Annotated in this window: 24 protein-coding genes; 11 read left to right on the forward strand and 13 right to left on the reverse strand. The window is 68.7% G+C overall.

All coding sequences use genetic code 11. The features are described from left to right. The first annotated feature begins 24 nt into the window (after positions 1–24). Both FD678_RS05435 and FD678_RS05440 read left to right on the forward strand, forming a co-directional pair. Entirely contained in the window at positions 25–900 is an 876-nt protein-coding gene (locus FD678_RS05435; RefSeq protein WP_140720167.1) for a LysR family transcriptional regulator, read from the forward strand. A 64-nt stretch (positions 901–964) separates the two neighbouring features. After that, entirely contained in the window at positions 965–2,848 is a 1,884-nt protein-coding gene (locus FD678_RS05440; protein ID WP_140720169.1) for an ATP-binding cassette domain-containing protein, read from the forward strand. 28 nt (positions 2,849–2,876) lie between these two features. On the opposite strand, the gene FD678_RS05445 is transcribed toward FD678_RS05440, so the two are convergent. From FD678_RS05445 to FD678_RS05455, 3 genes are read right to left on the reverse strand one after another with little or no spacing between them, the layout of a single operon-like run. Next, positions 2,877–3,032, reverse strand: coding sequence for a LamG domain-containing protein (locus FD678_RS05445; RefSeq protein ID WP_140720171.1), 156 nt, complete (start codon positions 3,030–3,032; stop codon positions 2,877–2,879). A 50-nt stretch (positions 3,033–3,082) separates the two neighbouring features. Then, on the reverse strand, positions 3,083–3,499 hold the full coding sequence (locus FD678_RS05450; protein WP_140720173.1) for a barstar family protein: 417 nt from the start codon (positions 3,497–3,499) through the stop codon (positions 3,083–3,085). Beyond that, positions 3,496–3,951 carry a ribonuclease domain-containing protein gene (locus FD678_RS05455; protein WP_140720175.1) on the reverse strand — a complete coding sequence of 152 codons (456 nt, stop codon included), beginning with the start codon at positions 3,949–3,951 and terminating at the stop codon, positions 3,496–3,498. The genes FD678_RS05450 and FD678_RS05455 overlap by 4 nt, the downstream gene beginning before the upstream one ends. A gap of 257 nt (positions 3,952–4,208) precedes the next feature. Here FD678_RS05455 and FD678_RS05460 point away from each other — a divergent pair, with 257 nt between their 5' ends. Further along, complete coding sequence (locus FD678_RS05460) at positions 4,209–4,820, forward strand: superoxide dismutase (protein ID WP_140720177.1); 612 nt, start codon at positions 4,209–4,211, stop codon at positions 4,818–4,820. 163 nt (positions 4,821–4,983) lie between these two features. Here FD678_RS05460 and FD678_RS05465 read toward each other — a convergent pair whose 3' ends face one another. The 3 genes from FD678_RS05465 to FD678_RS05475 form a co-directional block, all read right to left on the reverse strand. After that, positions 4,984–5,856, reverse strand: coding sequence for an endonuclease/exonuclease/phosphatase family protein (locus FD678_RS05465; protein ID WP_140720179.1), 873 nt, complete (start codon positions 5,854–5,856; stop codon positions 4,984–4,986). Between the two features lie 59 nt (positions 5,857–5,915). Continuing rightward, entirely contained in the window at positions 5,916–8,150 is a 2,235-nt protein-coding gene (locus FD678_RS05470) for a beta-glucosidase family protein (protein ID WP_140720181.1), read from the reverse strand. A gap of 67 nt (positions 8,151–8,217) precedes the next feature. Then, on the reverse strand, positions 8,218–9,990 hold the full coding sequence (locus FD678_RS05475) for a M14 family metallopeptidase (protein ID WP_140720183.1): 1,773 nt from the start codon (positions 9,988–9,990) through the stop codon (positions 8,218–8,220). 252 nt (positions 9,991–10,242) lie between these two features. Between FD678_RS05475 and FD678_RS05480 the strand changes: the two genes are divergently transcribed. Both FD678_RS05480 and FD678_RS05485 read left to right on the forward strand, forming a co-directional pair. Next, positions 10,243–11,811: a POT-type proton-dependent oligopeptide transporter gene (locus FD678_RS05480; protein ID WP_140720185.1), complete on the forward strand. Its 1,569-nt coding sequence runs from the start codon at positions 10,243–10,245 to the stop codon at positions 11,809–11,811. 15 nt (positions 11,812–11,826) lie between these two features. Next, a complete protein-coding gene (locus FD678_RS05485) occupies positions 11,827–12,435 on the forward strand; it encodes a rhomboid family intramembrane serine protease (protein ID WP_140720187.1) in 609 nt (202 codons plus the stop codon). 16 nt (positions 12,436–12,451) lie between these two features. Here FD678_RS05485 and FD678_RS05490 read toward each other — a convergent pair whose 3' ends face one another. After that, complete coding sequence (locus FD678_RS05490; RefSeq protein ID WP_140720190.1) at positions 12,452–12,646, reverse strand: hypothetical protein; 195 nt, start codon at positions 12,644–12,646, stop codon at positions 12,452–12,454. Positions 12,647–12,821: 175 nt separating this feature from the next. Here FD678_RS05490 and FD678_RS05495 point away from each other — a divergent pair, with 175 nt between their 5' ends. Genes FD678_RS05495 through FD678_RS05510 form a run of 4 tightly spaced genes read left to right on the forward strand, consistent with a single transcriptional unit; the run spans position 12,822 to position 15,689 of the window. Beyond that, positions 12,822–13,109 (forward strand): GNAT family N-acetyltransferase, encoded by a 288-nt coding sequence (locus FD678_RS05495; protein ID WP_140720192.1) that lies wholly within the window; start codon positions 12,822–12,824, stop codon positions 13,107–13,109. Between the two features lie 37 nt (positions 13,110–13,146). Then, complete coding sequence (locus FD678_RS05500) at positions 13,147–13,986, forward strand: DUF3298 and DUF4163 domain-containing protein (protein ID WP_140720194.1); 840 nt, start codon at positions 13,147–13,149, stop codon at positions 13,984–13,986. Between the two features lie 21 nt (positions 13,987–14,007). Further along, positions 14,008–15,123, forward strand: coding sequence for a cyclopropane fatty acyl phospholipid synthase (cfa, locus tag FD678_RS05505; protein ID WP_140720197.1), 1,116 nt, complete (start codon positions 14,008–14,010; stop codon positions 15,121–15,123). Positions 15,124–15,179: 56 nt separating this feature from the next. Then, positions 15,180–15,689: a MarR family winged helix-turn-helix transcriptional regulator gene (locus FD678_RS05510; protein WP_218569534.1), complete on the forward strand. Its 510-nt coding sequence runs from the start codon at positions 15,180–15,182 to the stop codon at positions 15,687–15,689. A gap of 12 nt (positions 15,690–15,701) precedes the next feature. On the opposite strand, the gene FD678_RS05515 is transcribed toward FD678_RS05510, so the two are convergent. Together FD678_RS05515 and FD678_RS05520 are read right to left on the reverse strand one after the other, a co-directional pair. Next, a complete protein-coding gene (locus tag FD678_RS05515) occupies positions 15,702–16,427 on the reverse strand; it encodes an anti-sigma factor family protein (RefSeq protein WP_140720199.1) in 726 nt (241 codons plus the stop codon). Beyond that, positions 16,424–16,939, reverse strand: coding sequence for an RNA polymerase sigma factor (locus FD678_RS05520; protein WP_218569535.1), 516 nt, complete (start codon positions 16,937–16,939; stop codon positions 16,424–16,426). Before FD678_RS05520 ends, FD678_RS05515 begins: the two co-directional genes overlap by 4 nt. Before the next feature lie 153 nt (positions 16,940–17,092). Here FD678_RS05520 and FD678_RS05525 point away from each other — a divergent pair, with 153 nt between their 5' ends. Together FD678_RS05525 and FD678_RS05530 are read left to right on the forward strand one after the other, a co-directional pair. Beyond that, positions 17,093–18,352 carry a S8 family serine peptidase gene (locus FD678_RS05525; RefSeq protein ID WP_218569536.1) on the forward strand — a complete coding sequence of 420 codons (1,260 nt, stop codon included), beginning with the start codon at positions 17,093–17,095 and terminating at the stop codon, positions 18,350–18,352. Between the two features lie 107 nt (positions 18,353–18,459). Continuing rightward, positions 18,460–19,143 (forward strand): hypothetical protein, encoded by a 684-nt coding sequence (locus tag FD678_RS05530; protein ID WP_140720201.1) that lies wholly within the window; start codon positions 18,460–18,462, stop codon positions 19,141–19,143. Between the two features lie 196 nt (positions 19,144–19,339). Here the strand turns inward: FD678_RS05530 and FD678_RS05535 are convergent, their stop codons facing one another. The 4 genes from FD678_RS05535 to FD678_RS05550 form a co-directional block, all read right to left on the reverse strand. Next, complete coding sequence (locus FD678_RS05535; RefSeq protein ID WP_140720203.1) at positions 19,340–20,902, reverse strand: Fic family protein; 1,563 nt, start codon at positions 20,900–20,902, stop codon at positions 19,340–19,342. 38 nt (positions 20,903–20,940) lie between these two features. Then, positions 20,941–22,734: an ATP-binding protein gene (locus FD678_RS05540; protein WP_140720205.1), complete on the reverse strand. Its 1,794-nt coding sequence runs from the start codon at positions 22,732–22,734 to the stop codon at positions 20,941–20,943. A 7-nt stretch (positions 22,735–22,741) separates the two neighbouring features. Beyond that, positions 22,742–23,818: an SIR2 family protein gene (locus tag FD678_RS05545; RefSeq protein WP_177497588.1), complete on the reverse strand. Its 1,077-nt coding sequence runs from the start codon at positions 23,816–23,818 to the stop codon at positions 22,742–22,744. 77 nt (positions 23,819–23,895) lie between these two features. Continuing rightward, complete coding sequence (locus FD678_RS05550; RefSeq protein ID WP_140720207.1) at positions 23,896–26,601, reverse strand: DEAD/DEAH box helicase; 2,706 nt, start codon at positions 26,599–26,601, stop codon at positions 23,896–23,898.

A 26,601-nucleotide genomic window follows, 5' to 3' on the forward strand; every position in this document is an offset into this window, starting at 1 on the left:
ATAACCTGGAATATGGATAGATGGATGCGCCTGACCCTGCGCCAGCTGCGGACCTTCGTCGCGATCGCCGAGCACGGCAGCACCGTCGCCGCGGCCGAGGCGATCCCCTTGTCGCAATCGGCGACCAGCGCCGCGCTCGCCGAGCTGGAAGGCCTGCTGGGGGCGCGCCTGTTCGACCGCATCGGCAAGCGCCTGGTCATCAACGAGACCGGGCGCGCGCTGCTGGACCCGGCCCGCGCCGCGCTGGACGCCGCGCAGGAGATCGAGCGCCGCTTCGGCGACCTCGCCGGTGCCTGCCCGCCGGCGCGCATCCGGCTGGGCGCGAGCACCACCATCGGCAACTACCTGATGCCCGCCCGCATCGCCGCGCTGCTGCGCGTGCAACCGCAGGCGGGCGTGGAGCTGCGCATCGGCAATACCCGCGCGGTGGCCGAGGCCGTCGCGCGCTTCGAGGTGGATGCGGGCGTGATCGAAGGCCCCTGCCACCTCGACGAACTGGACGCACGGCCGTGGTGCGACGACCCGATGGTGTTGGTCGCGGCGCCCGGCCATCCGCTGGCGCGGCGGCGCACCGCGTTGGCGCCGGCCACGCTGCGCGGCCAGCGCTGGCTGCTGCGCGAGCCCGGCTCGGGCACGCGCGAATCGGTGGACAACGCGTTGTTGCCGCACCTGGGCGGCTTCGCCAGCACGCTGCAACTCGGCAGCACCGAGGCGATCAAGCAGGCCGCGGCGGAAGGGCTCGGCATCGCCTGCCTGTCGCACTGCGCGGTGCAGGAGCCGATCGCGCTGGGACGGCTGGTGGAGCTGCGCACCACGCTGCCGCGGCTGCTGCGCCAGCTGTATGTCGTGCGCCATCGCGGCAAGCGTTTCTCGCCGGCCCTGGCGGCGCTGCTGGAATGACGGCCGATCGCGGGGCGGGCGCGGCAGGTGGGGGCGAGCGGCGCCGCTCCCGTACAATGCGCGGATGCCCTTGATCACCTTGAATGCCGTCGACTACAGCGTCGGCGGCCCATTGCTGCTGGAAAAGGCCGAGCTGGCGATCGAGCCGGGCGAACGCATCGCCCTGATCGGCCGCAACGGCGCCGGCAAGTCCACCCTGATGAAGCTCATCGCCGGCGAACTGCGCCCGGACGACGGCGAAGTGCGCGTCCAGCAGGGCGTGCGCGTGGCGCGGCTGGAGCAGGAGGTGCCGCAGGGCACCGGCGGCAGCGTGTTCGACGTGGTCGCCGACGGCTTGGGCGAGCTGGGCCAGTGGCTGGCCGAGTTCCATCATCTCAGCCACGCCGCGCAACTGGACACCGACGCGCTGGCGCGGGTGCAGGCCAGGATCGATGCCGCCGACGGCTGGGCGCTGGACCAGCGCGTGGCCGAGACGCTCACGCGCCTGGAACTGGACGGCGAGGCCGAGTTCGCGCGCCTGTCGGGCGGCATGAAGCGCCGCGTGCTGCTGGCGCGGGCCCTGGTGTCGAGCCCGGACGTGCTGCTGCTGGACGAGCCGACCAACCACCTCGACATCGAGGCGATCGACTGGCTCGAAGGTTTCCTGAAGGGCTGGGGCGGCAGCGTGCTGTTCGTCACCCACGACCGCCGTTTCCTGCGCGCGCTGGCGACCCGGATCGTCGAGATCGATCGCGGCCAGGTCACCAGCTGGCCGGGCGACTGGGCCAACTACGAGCGCCGCCGCGAGGAACGGCTCAATGCCGAGGCGCAGGAGAACGCGCGCTTCGACAAGCTGCTGGCGCAGGAGGAAGCCTGGATCCGCCAGGGCATCAAGGCACGCCGTACCCGCGACGAGGGGCGCGTGCGCCGGCTCAAGGCGATGCGGGCGGAGCGCGCGCAGCGACGCGAACTGGGCGGCAACGTGCGGCTGGAGGCGGCCAAGGGCGATGCGTCGGGCAAGAAGGTCATCGAGGCCAAGGACGTTCGCTTCGCGTTCGGCGAGCGCGTCATGGTGCGCGACTTCTCCACCACCATCGTGCGCGGCGACCGCATCGGCCTGATCGGTCCCAACGGCAGCGGCAAGACCACGCTGCTCAAGCTGCTGCTGGGCGAACTGCAGCCGCAATCGGGCGAGGTGCGGCTCGGTACCAACCTGCAGGTCGCCTATTTCGACCAGTACCGCGCGACCCTGCGCGAGGACTGGAGCGCGATCGAGAACGTCGCCGAGGGCGCGGACTTCATCGACCTCAACGGCAAGCGCAAGCACGTGCATGCCTACCTGCAGGATTTCCTGTTCACGCCCGAGCGCGCGCGCGCGCCGATCACGCGCCTGTCGGGCGGCGAGCGCAATCGCCTGCTGCTGGCCAAGCTGTTCGCGCAGCCTTCCAACCTGCTGGTGATGGACGAACCGACCAACGACCTGGACGTGGAGACGCTGGAGCTGCTCGAGGAGCTGCTGGCCGACTACGCCGGCACGCTGCTGCTGGTCAGCCACGACCGCGATTTCCTCGACAACGTGGTGACCTCCACGCTGGTGATGGAAGGCGAGGGCAGGATCGGCGAGTACGTGGGCGGCTACAGCGACTGGCTGCGCCAGCGCCCCGCGCCGGCGGTCGCCAGGCCGGCGGAGAAGCCGGCATCGCCGGCACCGGCGCCCGCCGTGGCGAAGGCGGCCGAACCCGCCGCCGGCAAGCGCAAGCTCAGCTACAAGGAGCAGCGCGAACTGGAACAGCTGCCGGCGCGGATCGAGACGCTGGAAGGCGACATCGCCGCCCTGACCGAGTCGATGAACGACCCGGCCTTCTTCGCCCGCGACGGCGCCGCCGTCACCGCCGACACGCAGAAGCTGGCGGTGCTGCAGGCCGAGCTGGACGCGGCTTACGCACGCTGGTCGGAGCTGGACGGCTGAGCACGCATGCGGCCGGGGCCGGCATCGTTCAACGGCCTTGCGCGAGGCTTGCGACCTGCGCCGCGTCCAGGGCCCCGTTCCAGATCCTGAAATCCTCGTAGCACGCCTTCAGGTACGGGTCCGCACCGAACTGCGAGTGGAAGCGCCCCGGCCGGCGGATGTGCGATTCCTCGGTCCGCGTCACAGGGCATGCGTGCCTTGCGCTGCGCTGCCGCCGGGCGCGGACGGGCGAGGCTAGGGATCGTCCTGCAATCCCATGAAGACCGCGAACGGGATGCCGGATTCGCGCCAACGGATGGCGGCCTCGTCGAGGATGTCCAGCAACGTGTCGAAGTCGGCGCCCGCGGAGGCGCGCAGCGTTGCGGCCGACTCCAGCAGCAGCGCGTAGCCGTTCGCCGGCTGCCACGACAGGTCGCGCAGCGCATCGCTCAGCGCGTCCCAATTGCGGCCGAACGCGGGCGGGAAGTCCAGTTGCGCCGCCAGGCGCGCCAGCAGCGTGCGCTTGTCGGTGCACCCTTGCAGGTCCACCCGCAGCACCCGCAGGCCGGCATCGCGCGCCAGCGCGGCCAGGGTGTCCAGGTCCGCCTCGCCGACGGAGTAGACCCCCGATTGCGCCGGATCGGACAGGTCCAGGCCGAAACCGCCGCTCATCGCACGTCCTCCGGCACGCTGAAGCTCTTGAACGTCTCGTAATGGTCGTCGGTGTAGTACCAGATTTCCGGCGGCGTGCCGCCGGTGACGATGCGGCGCGCGCCGCGGTCGCGCGAACCGGGCGTGTCCACGGTGTATTCGTGGTAGTAGCCGCGCGGGCGGTCGGGCAGGCGCCGTTCGCGATTGCCGAACACGCTGCCGTCCTGCCGGTGCGGGAACGGGCCGCCCCGCCGGACCAAGGCGATCGTGTCGCGTGCCTCGGCCGGCAGGAAGGCCGGCAGCCCGTCCATCGAGCCGGTCGACGCCGGCGCCGGCGCGCGGCGGGCCTCGGCGACGGCCGGAAGGTCCGATTGCGGGGCGAACTGCGGATGCGGTTGCTGCACCTGCCTCATGCCCCACAGGCCCGCCACCAGCAGGACGATCGCGGTGATCAACAGGGCGGGTCGGCGCATCGGCAGGCTCCTGGTCGAGAGGCCGGCAGTATGACCCGCCACGGGCATCCCTGGTTGAACGCGGCATGGCGCACACCCGCGCCGAACGTGCGGTTCACCCGCATGTAACCGGCCGCGCCGCACAGTCGCATGTGGCGTCCGCATGCCCGTGGGACGAAGTTTCCCCGGCGCCGGGCTTGGTAAGTCACGGCGCCGTCCTTACCATTCACCCCGCAACGCCCGGTCTCCCGCCGGGCGAACGAGTCCAGGAGACACGCATGGCCTACACCCTCCCCAAGCTGCCCTACGCCTACGACGCGCTTGAGCCGAACATCGATGCGCAGACGATGGAAATCCATCACACCAAGCATCACCAGACCTACATCAACAATGTCAATGCGGCGCTGGAAGGCACCGAGTACGCCGACCTGCCGGTCGAGGAGCTGGTTTCCAAGCTGAAGTCGCTGCCGGAGAACCTGCAGGGCCCGGTGCGCAACAACGGCGGCGGCCATGCCAACCACTCGCTGTTCTGGACCGTGATGTCGCCCAACGGCGGCGGCGAGCCGAAGGGCGAGGTCGCCAAGGCGATCGACAAGGACCTGGGCGGTTTCGAGAAGTTCAAGGAAGCCTTCACCAAGGCCGCGGTCAGCCGTTTCGGTTCCGGCTGGGCCTGGCTGAGCGTGACCCCGGACAAGAAGCTGGTGGTCGAGAGCACGGCCAACCAGGACAGCCCGCTGTTCGAGGGCAACACGCCGATCCTGGGCCTGGACGTGTGGGAGCACGCCTATTACCTGAAGTACCAGAACCGCCGCCCGGAATACATCGGCGCGTTCTACAACGTGGTGAACTGGGACGAGGTCGAGCGCCGCTACAAGGAAGCGATCGCCTGATCCGCGGTTCCGCCGTGGATGCATGACGGGAAGGCCGGGACCGCGAGGTTCCGGCCTTCTTGCTTGCGGGCGCGGGATCCCCGGCGCAATCCCCGGGAAGGGGTGCCCGCGCGGTGCGGAAGGCCGGCGCGGGCGAGGAGCGCCAGGTCGTCCGGGGAGGAACCTAGTTCAAGGGTTCCGCCGCCGCGGACTCGGCCGGCAAGGCCACCGTGGCGAACACGCCGTGCGCGGCGTCCGCGCCCGCGTCCGGTTCGGCCATGATCGGGCGGATCGAGAGTATGCGCAGCGGCGGTTGCACGAACACCTGCTCGCCGCTGCAGGCGGGCGGCGGCGCGATCGGCGCGCTGCCGGCGCTGGCCAGGGCATTGCGGTAGCGCGCGGCGAACGGCTTCAGCTCCGCCGCTTCGGGCGCGGTGGCCATGTCGCCGAGGATCATGGCCGGCGTATCGCCGGAGGTGACGTCGATCCAGCGCAGCAGGTTGCGCACCTGCGCGGCCCGGATCGCGGCCGAATCCTCCGGTGCCTGGGGATCGTCGGGATACAGGTGGGTAACGTAGACGTCCAGCGGCCTGCCATCGAGCTCCAGTTGCACCATGCCGGCGGTGCCGGCCATTTCGAAGGGATGCAGCAGCGTCACCGCGTCGGCGACGACGGTGTGGCGGGTCAGCAGGGCGTTGCCCATGCGGCGCGGCCGGCTGGGCGGATCGGCGGTGATGAAGTTGCAGCCATAGCCGAGCCGTGCCGCCAGCCAGCAGGCCTGGTTGGGTACGTCCGGCGCCTGCAGCACGTCCTGCAGCGCGATCACGTCCGGACGCAGCCGAGTGAGCAGGGCGAGCACGCCGTCGCGGCGTTCCGGCCAGCGCTCGCGGTCGCCCGCCAGGCTCAGCGAAGCGACCGAAAGGGTGCGCTCCTGCGAAGAAGGCTGCGAACGGGGCGTGGTCGCCGCGGACGCGAGGCCTGGCTGGCACAGGCCGAACGCCAGCAACAGGACGAACCAGTGCCGGGCCGTGCGAGTGCGGGGCGCGAACGCGATCATGCCTGCATTTTCGCCCAGCCAGGGTGCAGGCGTCGTGCACGGCGACGCCTGCGCCACGGTCATTGCAGGACGGCTTCGGGCAGCGCCACCTCGACGCGCTCGACCACGTCGCCGGCCGAACGCGCCAGCTCCAGCGTGTAGCGGCCGGCGCCGATCTTCCAGCGACGCGCCTGCGTGTCGAAGTCCGCCAGCGTTTTCGGTTCCGCCTCGACCGTGACCCGGCGGCGCTCGCCCGGCTCGAGCGCGACCTTCTGCCAACCGACCAGGCGCACCGGCGTGGCGTGCCCGGACGGCATCCGCAGGTACAGCTGCGGCACCGCCGCGCCGGTGCGATCGCCGGTATTGGCGACCTCGAAGCTCGCCCGCAGCCGCGCGCCGTCCACGTTCGCCTGCAGGCCGGAGAACGCGAAGGTGGTGTAGGACAGGCCATGGCCGAACGCGAACCGCGGTTTCAGGCCCTTGGCGGCGAACCACTTGTAGCCGACGTTGGCGCCCTCGATGGCGTAGTCCACGGTATCCGCGCCCGGCTGCTCCGGGTGGAAGCCGAGCCCCGGGATCGACGGGCGCGGCAGCTGCGACTCGTCCACCGGCCAGGTCACCGGCAAGTGGCCGGACGGGTTGACCTTGCCGGTCAGCAGGTTGGCGATGGCCGGGCCGCCGCCGATGCCCGGATACCAGGCCTGCAGCACCGCCGGCACCCGTTCCAGCCACGGCATGCGCACCGGGCCGTTGGTCTCCAGTACCACGGTGGTCCGCGGGTTGGCCCTGGCGACCGCGGCGATGAGCGCGTCCTGCCCGTCGGGCAGCGCCATGTCCGGCAGGTCCACCGACTCGGCGGCCCACTGCGTGGCGAACACGACGACGGCATCGGCATCGCGCGCGGCGCGCGCCGCCGCGGCCGGGTCGAGGCCATCGGCGAAGTCCACCTGCACGCCCGGCAATGCGGCGCGCAACGCCTGCAGCGGCGATGAGGGCTGGTAGATCACCGGGCCGGGCCAGGTCGTCGGGGCGATGCCCGGGACCGCGTTGCCGCCGGCGACGGTGTAGTCGATGCGCGAGGAGCCGCCGCCGGCGAGCACGCCCTTGTCGGCGTGGCCGCCGACGACCAGCAGCCGCCCGGCGCCGCGCTTCAGCGGCAAGGCGCCATCCTCGTTGCGCAGCAGCACGGCGCCTTCCTCGGCGACCCGCTGTGCGGCAAGCAGGCCGGCCTGGCCGTCGATCGGCTGGCGCTGCGGCGGGCGGTCGAACGCGCCGACCGCGAAGAAGCTGCGCAGGATGCGGTGGACCATGTCGTCCAGCCGCGCCTGCGGCACCACGCCGGCGGCGACCGCCATGCGCAGCGGCTGGTCGAAGTACACCGCCGCGTCGAAGACTTCGCCGGCCGACTGCTGGTCCAGGCCGGCCAGCGCCGCCTTGGAGCCGCTGTGCACGCCGCCCCAGTCGGACATCACGTAGCCGGGGAACTTCCATTCCCGCTTGAGCACCTGGTCGAGCAGGTAGCCGTGCTCGCATCCGTAGGTGCCGTTGATCTTGTTGTAGGCGCACATCACCGAGCCGGGATGGCCGACGTCGAGCGCGATCTCGAACGCGAGCAGGTCCGACTCGTGCATCGCCTGTTCGCCGACCTGCGCGCTGTGGAAGTTGCGGCGCGTCTCCAGGTCGTTCATCGCGAAGTGCTTCATGGTCGAGACCACGTGCTCGCTCTGGATGCCGCGGATCGACTCGCCCACCATCGTGCCGGCCAGCAGCGGGTCCTCGCCGGCGTATTCGAAGTTGCGGCCGTTGCGCGGGTCGCGCTGCAGGTTGACGCTGCCGGCCAGCAGCACGTTGAAGCCCTGCTGCCACGCTTCGCGGCCCATGGTCCTGCCGCCGGCGAAGGCGAGTTCGCGGTTCCAGGTGGACGCGGTCGCCGGGCCGGAGGGCAGGGCGGTGGCGTAGTCCCCGGGACGCACGCCGCCGGGGTTGGTCACGCCCAGGCCGGCATCGGCCAGTTGCTGCGCCGGGATGCCCAGCCGCTCGATGCCCGGCACGTAGCCGGCCGAGCCGAGCGCGCCGGGCGGACGCTTGGTCTTGTCGCTGTCCAGCCCGAAGTAGCTGCGCAGCATCTGGAATTTCTCGTCCTGGGTCATCCGCGCCACCAGCAGCGTTGCGCGCTGGTCGGCATCCAGGCCGGTGTCCATCCAGGGCTGCGCGGCCGGCGCGGGTTGCGCCGGGGCCGTTGCCGGCAGGGCTGGGCCGGCCAGCGCGACGGCCGTCGCGAGCAGGAGCCGGCATGGGGGTGTAATCGTTTTCATGCTGATGCGGGTCAAGGCCGTTCCTTCCTGGCGGTGTCGAACGAAAAACGGGGATGAGGGCGCGCGGTCAGTCCGGCGCGGTGTCGGTACGCAGTACCGGGTAGAGCTGGTAGCGCTCGTCCCACGAGGGATGGCGCCGGTAGAAGAACTCCAGCCGCGCGCGCGGGCTGCCGGCGAAGGCGGCGTCCCCGGCGAGGCGCTTGTCGAACTCGGCCTTCAATGCCGGGTCGGCGGCGAGCATCCGGCGGGCCACGTCCTCGGCGACGTAGTCCTCCATGTACTCCTTGCGTTCGAAGGCGTCGTTGAACTCGCCCCATTGCAGCAGCGAGTCCGGCGCCTGCGGTTCCAGCAGCGCCATCGCCAGCCGCGCCTTCGGCTGCGCGATCGGCACGAACAACGCGCCGGCCCCGACCTCGCGCCGCTCCGGCTTCCATTGGCCCTCGACCGACAGGCGCTGGTGGCCTTCGACGGACTGCGCGGAGAATGCCGAGCTCGTGGCGCGGAAGGCGAGCACGTCGCGGGTGGCGCCCCGGTCCAGCACGCGGTAGTCGACGCCGTGCAGCCGGAGCTTCTCGCCGACCCAGGCCGCGTGCGCGGCGGGCACGAGATAACCGGCCCCGGGCGCATCGACGACCACGCCGGGCTCGAGCCGGTCGCGCAGCGGCACGTGCCAGACCTGCGGCTTGCTCTCGTCGTAGCGCGTCATCAGTGCGCCGGAGATGTCCGACGGCGTGCGGGTGTAGGCATAGCCGCGGAAGGCCACGGTGCGTGCCTGCTTGTCCGCCACCCAGGTCAGCGGTTCGGGCTGGCCGGCCAGTTGCGCGGCGCGGGCATCGGCGGCGAGCGCGTCGGCGCGCCACTGCGCGCCGTTGCGCGCGGCCTGGTCGAGCACCGACAGGATCGTGTTGCGGGTGATCCGCACGCGCACCGGGTATTCCTTCCACGAATGCGTCTCGACCAGCATGCCGAAGCGGTTGCGCAGCAGGAAATAGCCGTGCGAGAAACGCGGCGGCGGCACGCTGTCCTCGAAGCCCGAGGACGGATCGTCGTTGACCACGAACGAAGGGTAGTAGGGCAGCGGCAGCGAGCCCTGGCGGGCGAGGTCGGCGATCACAGCGTCGCGCCAGCGCGTGCCGTCGCGGCGCAGCGTGGCGTCGCCGGCATGCACCGGCTCGACCTGGATCGACACGTCGTGCTCGAACTGCGCGCCGTCGGTGGCGTGCAGGTCCACGTACATCAGCGGATCCCAGGCCTGCACCAGCCGCAGCATCGCCTGCATCTCCGGCGCGTCGGCCTTGAGGTAGTCGCGGTTGAGATTGAGGTTCTGCGCGGTGGTGCGCCAGCCCATCTGCTCCGGGCCGCGCTGGTTGGGGCGGTTCCAGGCGCCGAAGCGTTCGTGGCCGTCCACGTTGAACACCGGCACGAACAACAGCACCGCCTTGTCCAGCACGCCCTTGCCCGCGCTGCCCTCGAGGATCTCGCGCAACGCCAGGAACCCGGCGTCCTTGCCGTCGATCTCGCCGGCATGGATGCCGCCCTGGACCAGCACCACCGGCAATCCGCGCTGCGCGGCCGCGGCCGGCTCGAGCGCGCCGGCGGTGGAGGCGACCAGCGCCTTCATCGGCCGGCCTTCAGGCGTGGTGCCGAACTCGATGCAGCGCACCGCCTGCGGATAGCGCCGGGCGAACCCATCGCACAGCGCGACCACTTCCTCGTAGCGGCCGGTCTGGCGGAAGCCGCTGCGCTCGGCGACGGTGGACAGCGCGGCATCCGCGGACAGCGCGGGCTGGCTGGTGGCGGTCAACAACAGGCACAGGGCCAGGCGCGTCAGGCGGGCCATCCGGTCGGTCCAAGCAGGGGGAACGCTCAAATCTATCCCACCGCGGCGGGCGGGCCAATCCGCAATGCGGCATGGAACGCATCCGCCTCCCGTGCGGAAGTCTGTGGGAGCGACTTCGGTCGCGATGGAGCCGTACCGGGAAAGCCCGTCGCGACCGAAGTCGCTCCCACAGGCTGCGCGATGGCGAGGCCCGGCACCGGCACCCGCCCGGATACGGTAGGCTTGCGGCTTTATACCCGCGATCGACCGACAATGACGACCCCTGTCCAGGCCGCCAGTGCCGACCCGCGTGCGCGCATGCCGCGCCAGATTCCCTACATCATCGGCAACGAGGCCTGCGAGCGCTTCAGCTTCTACGGGATGCGCAACATCCTGGTGCAGTTCCTGATCACCTCGCTGCTGCTGCAGGAAGTGACTGCCCCCGGCCGCGAGGCCGAGGCGAAGCACATCATGCACAGCTTCATGATCGGGGTGTACTTCTTCCCGTTGCTGGGCGGCTGGCTGGCCGACCGCTTCTTCGGCAAGTACAACACCATCCTGTGGTTCAGCCTGGTGTACTGCGCCGGCCACGCCTGCCTGGCATTGTTCGAGGACCATCGCGGCGGCTTCTTCCTGGGCCTGGGGTTGATTGCCTTCGGCGCCGGCGGCATCAAGCCGCTGGTGGCCTCGTTCATGGGCGACCAGTTCGACCAGCGCAACAAGCACCTGGCCAAGATCGCCTTCGACGCCTTCTACTGGATCATCAACTTCGGTTCGCTGTTTGCGTCGCTGCTGATCCCGCTGGCGCTGAAGAACCTGGGCCCGGCCTGGGCATTCGGCATCCCGGGCCTGTTGATGTTCGTGGCCACCTTCGTGTTCTGGCTGGGTCGCAAGCGCTATGTCCATGTGCCGCCGCCGCCCGAGGATCCGCATGCCTTCTCGCGCGTGGTGCGCACCGCGCTGCTGTCGCGCACGCCGGGGCAGGCGCGGCCGGGCCTGGTCCTGGCGGTGCTGTCGGTGTTGCTGGCCCTGTCCAGCTTCGCCTTCGCGGGCACGCTGGGCATCGTGATCTGCCTGTGCCTGGCGCTGGTGCTGCTGCTGGTCGGCGTGGGTGGCGGTACCTGGTGGCAGCTGGAGCGTGCGCGCGGCGTGCATCCGGACGAAGCGGTGGACGGCGTGCGGTCCCTGCTGCGGGTGCTGATCGTGTTCGCGCTGGTCACGCCGTTCTTCTCGTTGTTCGACCAGAAGGCTTCGACCTGGGTGCTGCAGGGGCGCGAGATGGTGATGCCCCCGTGGTTCACCGCCTCGCAGATGCAGGCGCTCAATCCGTTGCTGGTGATGCTGCTGATCCCGTTCAACAACCTCGTGCTGTACCCCTCGCTGCGCAAGCTGGGGTACGAGCCCACCGCATTGCGCCGCATGACCGCCGGCATCGCCTTCAGCGGTTTGGCCTGGGTGGTGGTGGGCCTGATCCAGGTCGAGATGGACGGCGGCGACCCGATGCACATCGCCTGGCAGATCCTGCCCTATGCCCTGTTGACCCTGGGCGAGGTACTGGTGTCGGCCACCGGCATCGAATTCGCCTACAGCCAGGCGCCGGCATCGATGAAGGGCGTGGTGATGAGCTTCTGGTACCTGACCACCACGGTGGGCAACCTGTGGGTGCTGCTGTCCAACGTGGCGGTGCGCAACGACGCCGTCACCGGCCATATCGCCCGTACCGGCCTGAGCGAGGCCGCCTTCCTGATGTTCTTCTTCGCGGCGTTCGCGTTCCTGGCGGCATTGGCTTTCGGCCTGTACGCCCGCAGCTACCGCGCCGTGGACAACTACCGCGCCGCCTGATCGAGCCCGCCATCCATGATCACGCTGATCCTCATCGCCATCACCGCCGTCGTCTCGTGGATGGCGTTCAACAACCGCAAGCTGGCCGATCGCCTGATCCTGTGGCCGCCGGCGATCGACCGCAACCGGCAGTACGACCGGCTGGTGACCTACGGCTTCATCCATGCCGACTTCGCCCACCTGATCTTCAACATGATCACGCTGTATTTCTTCGGGCGGCCGATCGAGCGGGTGATGACGATGGCCACCGGCAGCGTGCTGACCTATCCGCTGTTCTACCTGGCGGCGCTGGTGGTCTCGATCATGCCGAGCTACATCAAGAACCAGAAGAACCCGAACTACCTGAGCCTGGGCGCCTCGGGCGCGGTATCGGCGGTGCTGTTCGCCTACATCCTGCTGGCGCCCTGGACGATCATCCTGGTGTTCTTCATCCCGGCGCCGGCGATCATCTACGCGGTGTTCTACGTCGGCTACAGCATCTGGATGGACCGCCGCGGCGGCGATCGCATCAACCACAGCGCGCACCTGGCCGGCGCCGCCTTCGGCGTGATGTTCATGCTGATCATGCGCCCGGAGGTGCTGGACATCTTCCTGGAGCAGCTCGCCAACCCACGATTCGGTTGAGCCCGGGCAGCGCCGTTCAGGCGCCGTGGCCCGGCGGGCGTTGGCCGCCGGCATGGGCGGGGCCGGCATAGGCCTGCAGCAGGCGGCCGTAGATCTCGGCGTCGAGCGATGCGTAGTCGCTGCCGCCGGTCTGTCCGCTCACGACCAGCCGGAACAGGTCCTCCAGCAGGTCCTGGTCGTGGTCGGCGGCGGGAGTTTCCGGAACGCCCATGGCGAGCTCCCAGCGAGGCTCGGGTTCCCCCTTGGCCGCCATGCCAACCGATGCGCCGTCTCGCCGGCGTGAAACCGGCAGCGAGGCCCCGCGCCTGCGCGTGCCGGCGCGTCCGCGTTCACGCGCTGAATGCGCCGGATCGGACAGAATCCCGCATCGCTTGGCGGGGGAACTCATGAGTACAGCAGGGGAATCCCAGGTCCGGCACGAGCCCGGGCGATTCCGTTTCGTCACCCACGTGGGGGGGCACGAGGCCGTGCTCGAGTACCGGCTCGCGGCCGGCACGATGGCGATCCTGCACACGGGCGTGCCCGAGCCGATCGGCGGGCGCGGCATCGCCGGCCAGCTCACCGCCGCGGCGCTGGCGACGGCCCGTGCCAATGGCTGGAAGGTCAGGCCGGAGTGTTCCTACGCGGAGGCGTACTTCAGGCGGCACCCCGAGCAACGGGACCTGTTGGCCTGAACGGAACCGGACGGAAGCGAGGCGAAGGGGAAGCGACATGCGCAACATCGCGGGATGGATCATCTGGATCGCGCTGATCGGCGTGGCGGGGTGCCAGCGCGAGCCGCAGCCGGCACGGGACGGGCAGGCGGCGGCCCCGGCGTCGCCTGCGCCGGACACCGCAGCGGCGGCCGCTGCAGCGGAGGCGCCGGCCAAGCTCGCCGACATCATCGAACACACGCCGTCCTACGTGATCGGGGTGAGCTTCCCCAAGGGCCTGGAGGACCAGCCCGGGCTGGCCAGGCTGATCCGCGGCTACGCCGACGCCGCGCGCGCGGAATTGATGCGCGCCCTGGAGGGATTGGGCAACGACCGGCCGAGCGCGCCGTACGAGCTGTCGCTGAGCTTCGACAAGCTCGCCGACACGCCGGCGCTGGTCGCGGTCGCCGCCAATGGCAGCCGCTACACCGGCGGCGCGCACGGCGAGCCGCTGGTCGCGCGCTTCGTCTGGCTCAAGGAACCGCAGAAGCAGTTGACCGCCGAGGCGCTGGTCCCCGACGAGCGCAACTGGGGCGTGGTGGGCCAGTACGTCGCCGCGCGCCTGCACGAGGCCGCCGCCGCCCGCGCGCAGGCCGACAAGCTGGCGCCGGATGAGACGGCCTCGCTGCTGCGCTCGGCCGACAAGATGATCGCCGAGGGCACCACCGCCAAGGCCGCGAACTTCGCGCAGTTCGAGCCGCTGGTCGATGGCGCCGGGCGCATCGCCGCGCTGCGCTTCGTGTTCCCGCCCTACCAGGTCGGGCCGTATTCGGACGGCACGCAGACCGCCGACGTGCCCGCGAGCGTGCTGCGTCCGCTGGTCGCGCAGGAGTATGCTGGGCTCTTCTCCAAAGATTGATCCTGATCCGGAGGAGCAGGCGTGCCGGAGCGACTTCAGCATCGCGTCGAACAATTGTTGGCAGAGGCCGACGTGGTCATCGGCGGCACGCGGCCGCAGGACATCCAGGTCCACGATGCCCACTTCCATGCACGGGTGCTTGCGCAGGGCTCGCTGGGGCTGGGCGAAAGCTACATGGACGGCTGGTGGGACGCCAACCAGCTCGACGTCTTCCTCTACCACCTGATGCGGGCGCGCCTGGACGAGCGCGTCCACGGCCTGGGCGAGATCCGCGACGCCCTGCTGGCGAGGATCTTCAACCAGCAGCAGGGCGAGCGCAGCTACGAGGTCGGCCGCCGCCACTACGACCTCGGCAACGACCTGTACCAGGCGATGCTGGGGCGCCGGCTGGTCTACAGCTGCGGCTACTGGGCGCAGGCGGACAACCTCGACGACGCGCAGGAGGCCAAGCTCGACCTGATCTGCCGCAAGCTGCGCCTGCAGCCGGGCCAGCGCGTGCTCGACATCGGGTGCGGCTGGGGCGAGGCGCTGAAGTTCGCGGCCGAGCGCTACGGCGTCAGCGGCGTCGGCGTGACGATCTCGCGCGAGCAGGCCGAGTACGCGCGCGCGCTGTGCCGCGGGCTGCCGATCGAGATCCGGCTGCAGGACTACCGCGAGCTCGACGAGCGCTTCGACGCGATCATGTCGATCGGCATGTTCGAGCACGTCGGCGACAAGAACTACCGCACCTACTTCGAGGTGGCGCGGCGGTGCCTGGCGCCGGACGGCCTGTTCGTGCTGCATACCATCGGCACCAACGTCAGCCGGCACCGCACCGATCCGTGGATCGCGAAGTACATCTTCCCCAACTCGATGCTGCCGTCGGCGCGCCAGATCGCCCAGGCCTACGAAGGCCTGTTCGTGATGGAGGACTGGCACAACTTCGGCCCCGACTACGACCGCACCCTGCAGGCCTGGCGGCGCAACATCGAGGCCGCCTGGGACCGGCTGGACGCGCGCTACGACGAGCGTTTCCGCCGGATGTGGCGCTTCTACCTGGCCGGTTCCATGGCCACCTTCCGCTGCCGGCACGCCCAGCTGTGGCAGGTCGTGCTGTCGCCGGAAGGCCTGCCCGGCAGCTACCGCGCCCCGCGCTGACGAACGGCACCCGCGCCGGGGCCCCGCTGCCTGTAACATGGGGCAACTCCACGGCGATGACGGTGACAATGGGCAGCTTCGATCCAACCGAACGACGAGTGGAGGTCACCTGCGAACGCTATCCGGCGTTCCCGCGCGAGCCTGCGATCCTGGTCCGGTTGATCAAGCACCTGTACAAGCGCATCCACGCCAACGCCAACCTGCTGTTGCGCCCGTACGGGATCAGCCACCCCGAGTACGACATCCTGATGATGCTGCTCGGTACCCCGGAGCGCTCGCTCACGCCGAGCGAGGTGGCCGAGGCGGCGGGCGAGAAGATGGCCAACGTCACCCGCCTGACCAACCAGCTGTGCGAGAAGGGCTTCATCCGGCGCGCCGGCAGCACCGAGGACCGGCGCAAGGTGGTGCTGACCCTGGAGCCGGCCGGCGAGGCGCTGATCGAGAGCATGCTGCCCGACCTGTGCAGCCTGCTCGACATGGAAGTGTCCGCGTTGCGCGACAAGGAGCAGCTGCAGCTGGAAGCGCTGCTCAAGAAGATGCTCGCCGGGTTGGAGCGCGTCGGCTAGGCGGAAGCCGGTTCAGCGCCAGCGCGCGTCGCGGGCCTGCCGCTCGCCCTGGGCGTCGAGCGATTCGCCGGCGATGCGCGCGTCGATCGCCTGCAGCAGCGCCGGAGGCAGCGTCGAGCCGGCCATCCGCAGTCCCTGGGCATCGCCGCCGCCGGCGGTGTCCTCCAGTACGTTGATCCGCCAGCCTCCGGCATCGCGGCAGGCCAGGCCGGCCTGCCGCTGCCGCGCCAGCACGAACGCCCGGCAGTACTGGCCGGCGCCGGTGCGGAAGCTGAGCGGCAGCCGCACCGGTCCCGCCGCGGTCTCGCTGGCCAGGCGCCGGTCCAGCGCATCGCGCAGCGGTCCTGCCGCCTGCAGTCCCGCCGCGCTCGCGGCGAACATCGGGGCGGGAGCCAGGAAGCCGCGTCCCAGCGCGATGCCCAGCACCAGCGCGGCCGCCAGGGCGAGCCCGCTCCGCCAGCGCGGCCATGCCGGACGCGGCGCGCGGCGCGCGGCCTCGCGCGGAGCCGCCGCGGCCGCGCCGGCCGGCGCATCCAGCGCCGCCAGCAATGCGGGCGGCACCGGCTCGTCCAGGACGTCGTCGTAGGCCTGCCGCAGCTGCAGGCGCTGCCGCCGCAACCGTTCCACCCGTGCGGCCAGGGACGGGTCCGCCGCCAGGGCGGCCTCCACGCCGGCACGCTCCCCGGGCGGCAGTTCGCCGTCCGCGTAAGCCATCAGGGTCTCGTCGTTCGGGATCATGGGAACCGCTCCGTTTCTTCGCCCAGCAGGGCCTGCAAGGCATCGCGCCCGCGCGCCAGCCGGCTGGTCAGGGTGCCGACCGGGACCTGCAGGATCTCGGCGGCCTCCCGGTAGGACAGGCCTTCCACCAGCACCAGCGCCACCGCCATGCGCTGGTCCTCCGGCAGCCGCGCCATCGCCGCCTGCACCGTCATGCGCGCGTCCTGCCGCTGCGCCGAATCGTCGCCGACGTGCTCGCCGGCCTGTTCCGGGACCAGCACCTGCTGCCGGCGCTGCCTCGCCCGGACCTCGTCGATCCAGGCGTTGCGGACGATGCCGAACAGCCATCCTTCCAGCCCGGCCTCCGGCCGCCACTGCCCGGCATGGCGCAGGGCGCGCTCGATCGCGGCCTGCACCAGGTCGTCGGCATCGTGCACGTTGCCGGTCATCACCCGGGCGAAACGGCGCAGGCGCGGCAGCAGGGCGGCCAGGCCTTCGCGCACCGCCGCGGCGGCATCGCGCTGCATGCTCATGGAATACGTTTCTCCCCGGCGTTTTCTTCCCGCGCCTCGTCGCTGCGTTCATGCCCGGTCGGCGCGGCCCCCGCATTCTATCGGCCAACGGGGACCGGCCGCGCGCGGCGCGGGCGCGCCTCGCTTCCACGTTCCGGCCAGGAGAACCACTGCATGAAGGGCGCGCGAGGGATGCTTTGGCTCGGCCTGCTGGCCGTGGCCGGCGCGGCGCGGGCGCAGGTCGCCCTGCCGCCGGTGACGCTGCCCGGCGGGATGGGCGGGGTAGGCGATCGCCTGCTCGCGCCGGTGCGGCAGCTGGGAGACGAGGTGGCTTCGAGCGCACGCGTGGAGCGGGTCGACGTCCTGTTGCGACGCCATCGCCGGGAGCTGGACCGCGATCCGGCCGGCGCGCCGGTGGTGCGCAGCGAGGTGGTGGCGGTCGCGCCGGCGCCGCAGGCGCTGGAAGCGGCGCGGGCGGCGGGTTTCTCGGTCGGCCAAGAGCGGCGCCTGGAAGAACTGGGTCTGACCCTGGTGGTGCTGCAGGCGCCGCCGGGCATGTCGACGGCGCAGGCGCTGAAACGGTTGAGGGCGCTCGATCCCGCCGGGCAGTACGACTTCAACCATGTCTACCTGGATGCGCAGGCGGAGGCGCCCGTGCCCGTGCCGCCGCCGGCGGCCATGCCGGTCGCAACGGCGCCCTACCGGGTGGGATTGGTCGACAGCGGCGTGGACCCGCGGCACCCGGCGCTGCGGACGGCCGACGTGATCGCCCATGGCTGCGAAGGTACGCCGGTGGCGCAGGCGCATGCCACCGCCGTGGCCTCGCTGCTGCTGGGCGGACGGGCCGGCGCGCCCGCCGGCAGCCGCCTGTACGCGGCGGACGTCTACTGCGGACGGGCCGCCGGCGGTTCGGTGGTGGCGCTGGCGGAGGCGCTGGCCTGGATGGCGCGCGAGGACGTGCCGGTGGTCAACGTCAGCCTGACCGGCCCGGCCAACGGGGTGCTGCAGAGGGCGGTGGCAGGCCTGGTCGCCCGCGGCCACCTGCTGGTGGCCGCGGTGGGGAACGATGGGCCCTCCGCGCCGCCCCTGTATCCGGCGGCCTATCCGGGCGTGGTCGGGGTGACCGCGGTCGATCCGCGCGGGCGGGTGCTCCCCGAGGCCTGCCGTGGCCCGCAGGTGGCGTTCGCCGCGCTCGGCAGCCGCGTGTCCGCGGCCGCGCCGGGAGGAGGTTGGGCGGAGGTGCGCGGGACCTCGTTCGCGGCGCCGCGGGTAGCGCGGCTGGCGGCGTTGCGCTTGCGCGCGCCGGACCCGCAGGCCGCGGCAGCGGTCCGCACCGCGCTGGCCGCCGAGGCGCAGGACCTGGGGACGCCCGGGCCCGATCCGACGTACGGCCAGGGCTTGCTCGGCGGATTGTCGCCGGGCCCGGCAGGATGAATGCGAGCTGTCGGGGCTCGACAGGTTGGGGAAGAAGCGGGCGCGCCGCTCCGTAGTTCCCCATGAGAGCCGCGGATGTGCCGCGGCACCGTGAGAAGGAGAGCCCCATGAAGCAAGTTTCCATCCGTCGCGCGGCCCTGGCTGCCGCGCTGTGCGTCGCCAGTCCCTTCGCCATGGCCCAGTTGCTGGGCGGCAGCGGCGGGGCCGGGCTGGGCGGTTCGCTGGGAGGCGTGTCCGGCAACCTGGGCGGTACCGTCGGCGGCACCCTGGACACCGGCGGCCTGCGCAACGGAGTGGACCAGGCGCGCGGCACGCTGCGCGACGGCGTGTCGCAGGCGCGCCAGCGCGGCCGAGCCGCTGCGGAATCGGCCGCGGCCCAGGCCCGGCAGGGCGTCGCCCAGGTCCAGGCCTCGGGATCGTCGGCCGCCCAGGCCGCGCTCGGCCAGGCGAGCGCGGCAGGCGACGTCGCCCATTCGGTTTCCGCGTCGGTGGCAAGCCACGCGGCAGGCGCGCTGCAGTCGGTGGCCGGCAGCGCGACCGCGCAAGGAAACGCGGCGCTGGCTTCTAGCGACGGCGTGCCGCAGGACGCCACGGCCGGCGACACAGGCCGCGGCGATGCCGGCAGCCGCGGCACGAAGGGCAGCGAAGATGCCGGCCGCGCGTCCGCGCCTGCGGCACCGGCGCGCGGCACGGCCAGGCTCGGCGGCAGCGCCGGCGCGGGGGCAGGCGCATCGCAGGACGGCTTCTCGGCGAACGCCTCGGTGTCGGCAGGCGGAGAGGTCCAGCATTGACGACCTGCCGCCAGGCATGAAAAATGTCCGCTGTCAAGCTTTCCAGGCCATGCGCTTGGCTTGAAAAACTTCGGCATGACAGGAAGTTACGCTTTGCGCCGCACGCGTGGAGTCCCTGGGTTGGATTGGAGCAAGGGTCAGGTGGGAGCCGTTACGTTCCAAGTCATGGCGCGCTGCGGCGCATGACGGTTCGGGCTTAGCTCGAAGAACCATCGGGCCGCAGCGCCAGCCAGCGTCTCCCTGCCTCCGTCAGCCGGTATCGTTGTTTGCTGCTGCGCGGCTTGTCGGGCAGGGTCATTTCGACCAATCCCGACGCAAGGGCTGGCAGCAGATATGTCTTTCTGAAGTTATCCGCCCCCTTGAGACGGAGCGCAGACTGGACTTCCTGGCGGGACATCTCACCCACCACGGCACGCAGCAAGCGTTCGACTTCACCTGTGACTTCACCTGTGACTTCACCTGTGACTTGGTCGGTAACTTGGTCGGTCGTCAGCGCCAGCGGATGCCTCGGCAGCCGGATCACGAACGAAAGCCGGTCGTCATCCGTCTCGAACAGCGGCGCGGGCGAGCCATTGGCCGCCATTTCCTTCAGGATTTTCGGAATGCCGGTGGAGCGCCCCTCGGTCATGTCCAGCTCCTTCAGGAACTCGCCGATACGCCGGTTGCGGTAGCGTCGGCTGACCGCACGGCCTGCTTTCAGGTCTTCCATCCTGATCGACCGATCCGGGCCGGGGAAGCTGAGGACGGTCAGTTCATCGTGGCTGATGCGCACCTCGATGGGCTCGCGCTCCTCGTAGGAACGGTGATAGACCGCGTTGACCACGGCCTCTTCGATGGCGGCGAACGGGAAATTCCAGATCCGCGTGGCCTCGGCACGGTCGGGATGCTTGATGACTGTCTCGCGCAGAAAGTTGCGCTGGATGTAGCCCAGCGCCTCGCGCGTCATCCGCGCCAACGGCCCTTTGAAGATTTTCTCGTCGAAGCGGTCGCCGCCCGCGCCTTCGGGGAACCAGACCACGTCGATCTGCACGCCGGGAAAGAACCGCTCCGGCGTTTCGTTGAAGAACAGCAGACCCACGTTCTTGGGCCAGGGCGATTCGGCGGGGCCGCCCGCCACGTTCATCTGCCGCGCCAGCGCCTCGACGGAAAGCCCCGGCGCATCCTCCGCCAGCGCGCTGCCGACTTCCTGCAAGAACGCTTGCATCAAGGGTTTGGAAAGATCGTCGACGCGCGCGAATTGGTTGAAGCGGTCGTCGAACGGCACCTTCGCCGCCAGGCTCAACAACTCCTGCTCGGTGTCGCCCTTGGCCTCGACCGTGCTGCTGTAGCGGCGGATGTAGTAGCGCCAGGTTTTCTTGCTTGCCGTGACAGCTTCCGGCGCCTTATAGGGTCGCGTCTGCCCGCCCGGCGCTTGCAGCACGATCAGGTTGCGGCCCTCGACGACTTCAAGGCTCAACACCGGGAAATACGGCGGCTGGATCAACTGGCAGTGCGCCAGCAGTTCGCGCTGGATTTTGTCGAGTTGGTCGTCGGGCAGGCCGACCGGCGGAAAGACGGGCTGGCCATTGGCATCGCAGTCCTGCCCGATCACCACATAGCCGCCGCCCAGATTCTCGAAGTCGTTGGCGAAGGCGCATAGGGTGCGGATGATCGCGTCCGGGTTCCAGCCGGCCTTGTACTCGATGCGCTCGCCCTCGACCGTGCGCTGGCGCAGCAGGTCGTTGAGGTTGATGGGGAGTTTGCTGTTTGAAATCGTCATCGGCAATTACCACTGCTTGCGAGCGCAGTACGGGTGTTCTATTTCCCGTTATCGCGTGATTGGCGGCGCATGTTTTCTACTGCGGCGACCAGATCGACTTCCGCCTTGGGCTTGGCCCAGCGTGCCCAGAACGGAATCGTCGCGCTGCGTGGCTCGTGCTTGGGCTTCGACATCTTGATTCGGGTTGGCAGCAAGGTAGCATCGCCCACCACAACGGCTTCGCCCACATCCAGAGTCGGCAGGACTTCCATCAGTCCCTCCAAGCTTTCCGGCAAAAGTTGCTTCACGACCGATTGGTCGGTCTTGTTGGCAAGACGCAAGCTGATGATGTTGCTGCACTGACTGAGAATGGTCGTGCTGACATCCGAGGGGCGCTGGCTGACCACCATCAGGCCAACGCCGTATTTGCGTCCCTCTTTGGCGATGCGCTCGTAGTTCTCCAAAGCCCGCTTTTCCAACGGGCCGGTGGACGCCGCGCTGCTGGGCAGGTACAGGTGGGCTTCGTCGCAAACGATCACGATGGGATGCCGTGCATCGCCGTCTTCACCCGGGCTGCTCCAGAACTGAATCTGGTAGATCAACCGCCCGACCAAGCCCACGACTACCGGCAGGATGTCGGAGGGAACCTCGGAGAAGTCGATGATCTTGATGCCAGGATTGACGTCGTCTTTGACATTGCCCGTGCCGAGCAGCTTGTTCGCCAGCACGTGCAATGCTTCGTAAGCCTCGTATTCCTCCGGCGCTTGATACATGAACGCATAACGACGGTCGTTCATTTTGGTCTTCAGGCGAATGAGGAAGCGCGAGAGCTTGCCATTCAACGGGCCTTTTTCTGTTTTGGGCTGCCCCTTTTTCGCGCCGCTGACGTACTCCTCGCCCGTAGGAATAACCTCATCGTTCTTCTTGTCCAAAGATTCCACCAAGTCATTCAACTTGTATGGCACCGGCGTATCGACTGTGAAGCCTTCGAGAAGCTCTGGTTTGCCAAGCGCATTGATGGCAGTGCGCTTCATCTCCACGACCGAATCCATCAGCGCAAGCGCCTGATTGGGAGCGTTGTCACCGGAGCGATCCACAAACACCGACTGCATTTCGTCGTAGGTCAACAGCCAGAAGGGCAGGAAGATTGCGCCGTCGTTCTTGGTCTTGATGTCGCCGATGCCTGCGATGCGGTAATGCGAGGCGAATTTCATACTCGAATATTCGCCATGCAGGTCGAGCACAACAATATTCGCGTGAGGCAACAGCGCAGACTGCTCCAGAATGGAGGCCACGGTGAAGGATTTTCCCGACCCTGTGCTCCCCAGCAGCGCCGCGTGCCGCTGGAAAAGTTTGTCCCCGTCGATGTAGGCGCTGGCCTTGCCATCCAGCGTGTAAGTTCCGACCTTGAGCGGGGTGACCGCATCCGTCTTGGACGATGTGCTCAAGATGCCCATGAAGTCTTCGAGGGACTTCTCCTCGATGGGGAACACGGGCCGGTTGATTTCGGGCAAGATGAAAACGGCTCGCGTGAAGGTGTCCTTGCGCTGTCCGTCACGGGCGCGATAGGTACCGACCAAGCTGATCGACACGCCGTTCTCCTCTTGAGACACGCTCGTCAGATCGGGGACTCCTTCGCCCTCCGAGAAGGTCGGCAATTCGACCGGGTGCCGCCAAACGCGCTCAATGATGCCGATCAGCCATTCGTCCCCCATCGACTGGATGGCAACCAAGCGACCGACACGCGCTTTTTGCAGGCGCTGCCCGTCGGTCACTCGCACGGTGATTCGTGAGGTTTCGACGCTGCGGACTTCGCCCAGGGATTGTTCTTCGGTGAAATTGAAAATGCTCATCGCCGCCTCACTCCAGGAATTTTTTCAGGAAATCATCAAGCTGCCAGAGCGGCTCCGAGGATTGCAGCGTTTGACCCTTCCAGTGACAAACCGCCCCGTCGCCCGACTTGAATAGGGCGATCAGATGGAAATGATCGCGGAGTAGTTGCTCGATGTTCGGGGTCGCGTCGCGCGTGACGATGATGACGGGCATCCCCGCTGTCAAACGCTGCTTGATGACACCCTGCAAATGTTCATCGTTGAACCCAAAACCTATGCACAACAAGGCTTCGGCCTTGGTAAGCACCTCGTTCATTTCGGCACGCATGGCATCGAACAGCGTGTTGACCAATGTGTCCTGATATTTCGCAGGGCCGGGCACGACGATGGCTCGCCCTGCGACGGAAACATCGTTGAGGACTTCCACTGGCCCATCGTCAGTGGTCAGCCAACTAATCGAGCCATGCGGCTTGTACAGGCGAACAGTTTTGCAAAGGCGATGATCGACCTGCTGCTGGCGTTTTTCAGCCACCAGAACACGGCTGTATTGCGTCTGGAAAAGCGGGCGAGGTCGCGGTTTACGCCGACGGAACCCTGTGAAGCCCGTGTCCAGCGGAAGCTCCGCCAGATCGCAGAACAACTCCAGCAAGGTGTCGTAGTTGGTCGTGATGACGTGGATGCTTTCCGCGTTCTGCGGCGAGCCGTTGAACAAGCGATTCAGGAGGCGTGACGGCGCGTGACCGCCTGCTACCTCCTCACCCAGAATCGTCGTTTCTGCGGCGATGGTCTTATCCAGAATAAGCTTCGCGGTTTCTCCGCGTATGGCTGAAACGATCTCTTCCCATTCCGGCTTTCCGACCGCAATGCCATTCAGGCCCGTCTCCAGATTGGTCTTTACCGCATCGGCTGATTGTGCCCAAGTATTTTTTGCTTCATCGGTGGTCAGCACACCGTGGACAGCGGTTGCCAAGTGCTCCGCCAAGGCTCCCATGCCAGGAAGGCCGTAGCCGCAGGAAAATCCAGAACCAAAGAGCAGCACCGGGGTTTTGCGGAAAACCCCTTGTATCTCTGCAAAGAAGTCGTTGGGCAATTCGGTGGCTGTCATATCGGCTTAGTCGCTTCCGGCAAACACCCGCTCCAGCGTCGCGGGCAGCAGCGCGAAATTGGCGGCGAGGAAGTTGCTCATCGCAATTTCTCCTCGATCCACTCCCACCGCTTGTCTTTGATCATCACGAATCGGCAGCGCCCCTCAGACAGGTTCGCCCACAGGCCACCGATCAGCCGGTCATCCTCCGCGCTGACCCAGCGATCCGCGCCCTTGTATTCGACGGCCAGGATCGGGCCGGCGTTGCCTGTGGCACCAGGCAGCTGACACAGGAAGTCCGGGTAGAAACGCCCGTCGGCCTTCTGCAGGAAGAACGAGCTGCCTTCGCGCCGAACGAGGTTGCGCACCCAGAACTGGATGCGTCCCTGCTGCGCCTGAACATCCAGCCAGCAGGCGCACTCGAACTCCTCCTTGCTGTCGAAGTCGCCGACGCGCCCGTAGAAGTGCTTGCGGAAATCGAAGTGGCCGAAGCGGCCGTCGTAGTCGCGGCTGGGCGCGTAGGCCTGGGCGTGAAACTCGAAGGCGTATTGATCGGTCACCGCCACGCGCGACGCGGCATCGTCGCCGAACAGCGCCTGCTGGAACGCCTTGCCCACAGCCTGCCTGCGCAGGTCGCGGATGCGCGCTTCCAACAGATTGCGAAGCAGGAACTTCTGCAGATTGGCCCGCGCCAGCGTGAAGCCTTCCCGGCGCAACAGCTCGGTCAGCCACTTCGCCACGAAGGCTTGCTTGCTGGCATGGGTGAGGGAAGGCTCGGGCAGGTTCCGGCAGAGCCAGGTCGCAAGCCGCACTTCATCCCAGTGCTCGGGCTGGTAGACCAGCCCCAGGTCGCGCTGCAGATCGGGCAGGAAGCGCGAGATGACCTTGCCGCTGTCGCCGTCGACATCGATCTCTCCACCTTCCGATACCTTCAGGCCCGCGCCCAGTGCCGTGAGGTCGTCGCCGGTCGGCGCAGCGTCGTAAGTCGACAAATCCCACGGGTAGTCCAGCACCTCGGGGTCATCGAACATCTGCAGCTCGCCCTGCACACGCAAGGCAAGCTGCGGCACGCGAAAACGCTCGCCCAGTTCGGCGGGCGTCTGGAAGAACTCGATGGCCGTGGTGCGGCTGATCTCGGCGGCCTCGACGATGGCGGCGACGGCCGAATCAGCGGTGACCGATGCTTTGAGAACGTCCGCCTCGTCCTCGGTCAGCGGTGTATTGATAGTCAGCGTGTTGAGCTTTCCATCCCAGCTCACCTTGTCGCGCACCGGCTTCGGCACGCTCTTGAGGTCGGGCTTCTCCGTCAGCGTGATCGCCACCGGCCGAACGACCACGCGCCCGGCGTGTCCCTCCAAGTCCAGCCGCGCCTGCTCGGCTTTCGCGGCGGTGACGAACTCCGTCACCTCGCGTCGTTCGAAGCCCGCGCCCGCGACGAGGCGGTCTCGCAACGCGCCGGCCGTCTCGGCGAAGTTGTGCGACACCACGAAGGCATAGGACTGATTCAAGGCCTTGGCCTGCCGATGGCTGGCGTCGGGCTGCCGCAATACGCGCCCGAGCAACTGCTCCACCGCCGTGGCCGAGGACAGCGAGGCCATGCTCACCAGGATGTAGGCGAACGGGCAGTCCCAGCCCTCGGCCAAGGCCTTCTGCGTGATGACGAACTTCACCGGGCAGGCCGGGTCGGCGATGCCCAGCTTGTAGTCGGCGTCGATCTGCTCCAGGCCCTTCTCTTCACCGGTGGCGACGACGATCTCGCTGGCCGGGATGCCGTGGTTGGCGATCAACTCGTTGCGCACGCGCTCGAAGTCCAGCGTCTCCACCCCGGTGCGTCGCGGCTCCGACTGAATCAACACCAGCGGCCGCAGGTAGGGGCTGCCCGCGCGGCGTTCCTCGTCGGCCAGCTTGTGCAGGGCATCGCGCCGGCCGATAGCGTCGGCCAGACATTGCTGCCAGTTGGGCTCGGTTTCCAGCACCACGGGCAGCTTGATCATTTCCTCCGCCTTCAACTCGGCGGCCGACACGCTGTGCAACACGTTGCTGGGTGTGCGCTCCAGGTCGGGGGTGGCGGTCAACTCCATCACGCCACTGGGGCGGAATCGCGCCAGCATGTCGAACGCCAGTTCGGTACGGCTGTTGTGCGCCTCGTCGACCACCACGAACGGCCGGCGCAAACGCAGCACGTTGGCCAGCGAGCAGGGAATGGTGCGTTCCGCGCCTTCACCCTCGCTCAACAAACCGTCGCGCTGGGTGGGCGACAGGTTGTCGAAATGATGCATCAGCGCGCCGCTGCTCTGGTACACCTTGCGCGATTCCTCCTCTTCCACCTGAAACGCCTGCCGGGTGGCAACGATGATGGTCGTCGAGGTGTCCAGCGTGGCGCGGGTCACGCTCTTGGCCTCGTCCAGGTCCATCACCGTGACCGGCCCCGCCTCGCGCAGCGCCGTATGGTACGGATGCAGACGGTCACGCAACGCGCGCAAGGTCTGCTCGCGGATCGGCTTGCTGGGCACCAGCCACAGGATCACGCTGTGCTCGCAGCGCAGCAGATGCGTGTTGACCAGCGCCACGCTCTTGGCGGCCAGCCAGGTCTTGCCGCCGCCGGTGGGCACGCGCAGGCAGAAGTACGGCATGTCGCCCGGAAAGCCCGAGAGCGGGTGGTAGGCATTGCCACGGCCCCACAGCTGTTCGGTGGTGGCGGTGAACGCGATCGACGGCGACGGCAGCTCGTGGCAGGCCTTGAAATAGGCCTCGATGCTGTCGAGCACCTGTTGCTGGTAGGTCTTGGGTACGAACGTGGTCAT

Source organism: Pseudomonas sp. Hp2 (genome assembly GCF_006386585.1).
GTDB lineage: Bacteria > Pseudomonadota > Gammaproteobacteria > Xanthomonadales > Xanthomonadaceae > Pseudomonas_S > Pseudomonas_S boreopolis.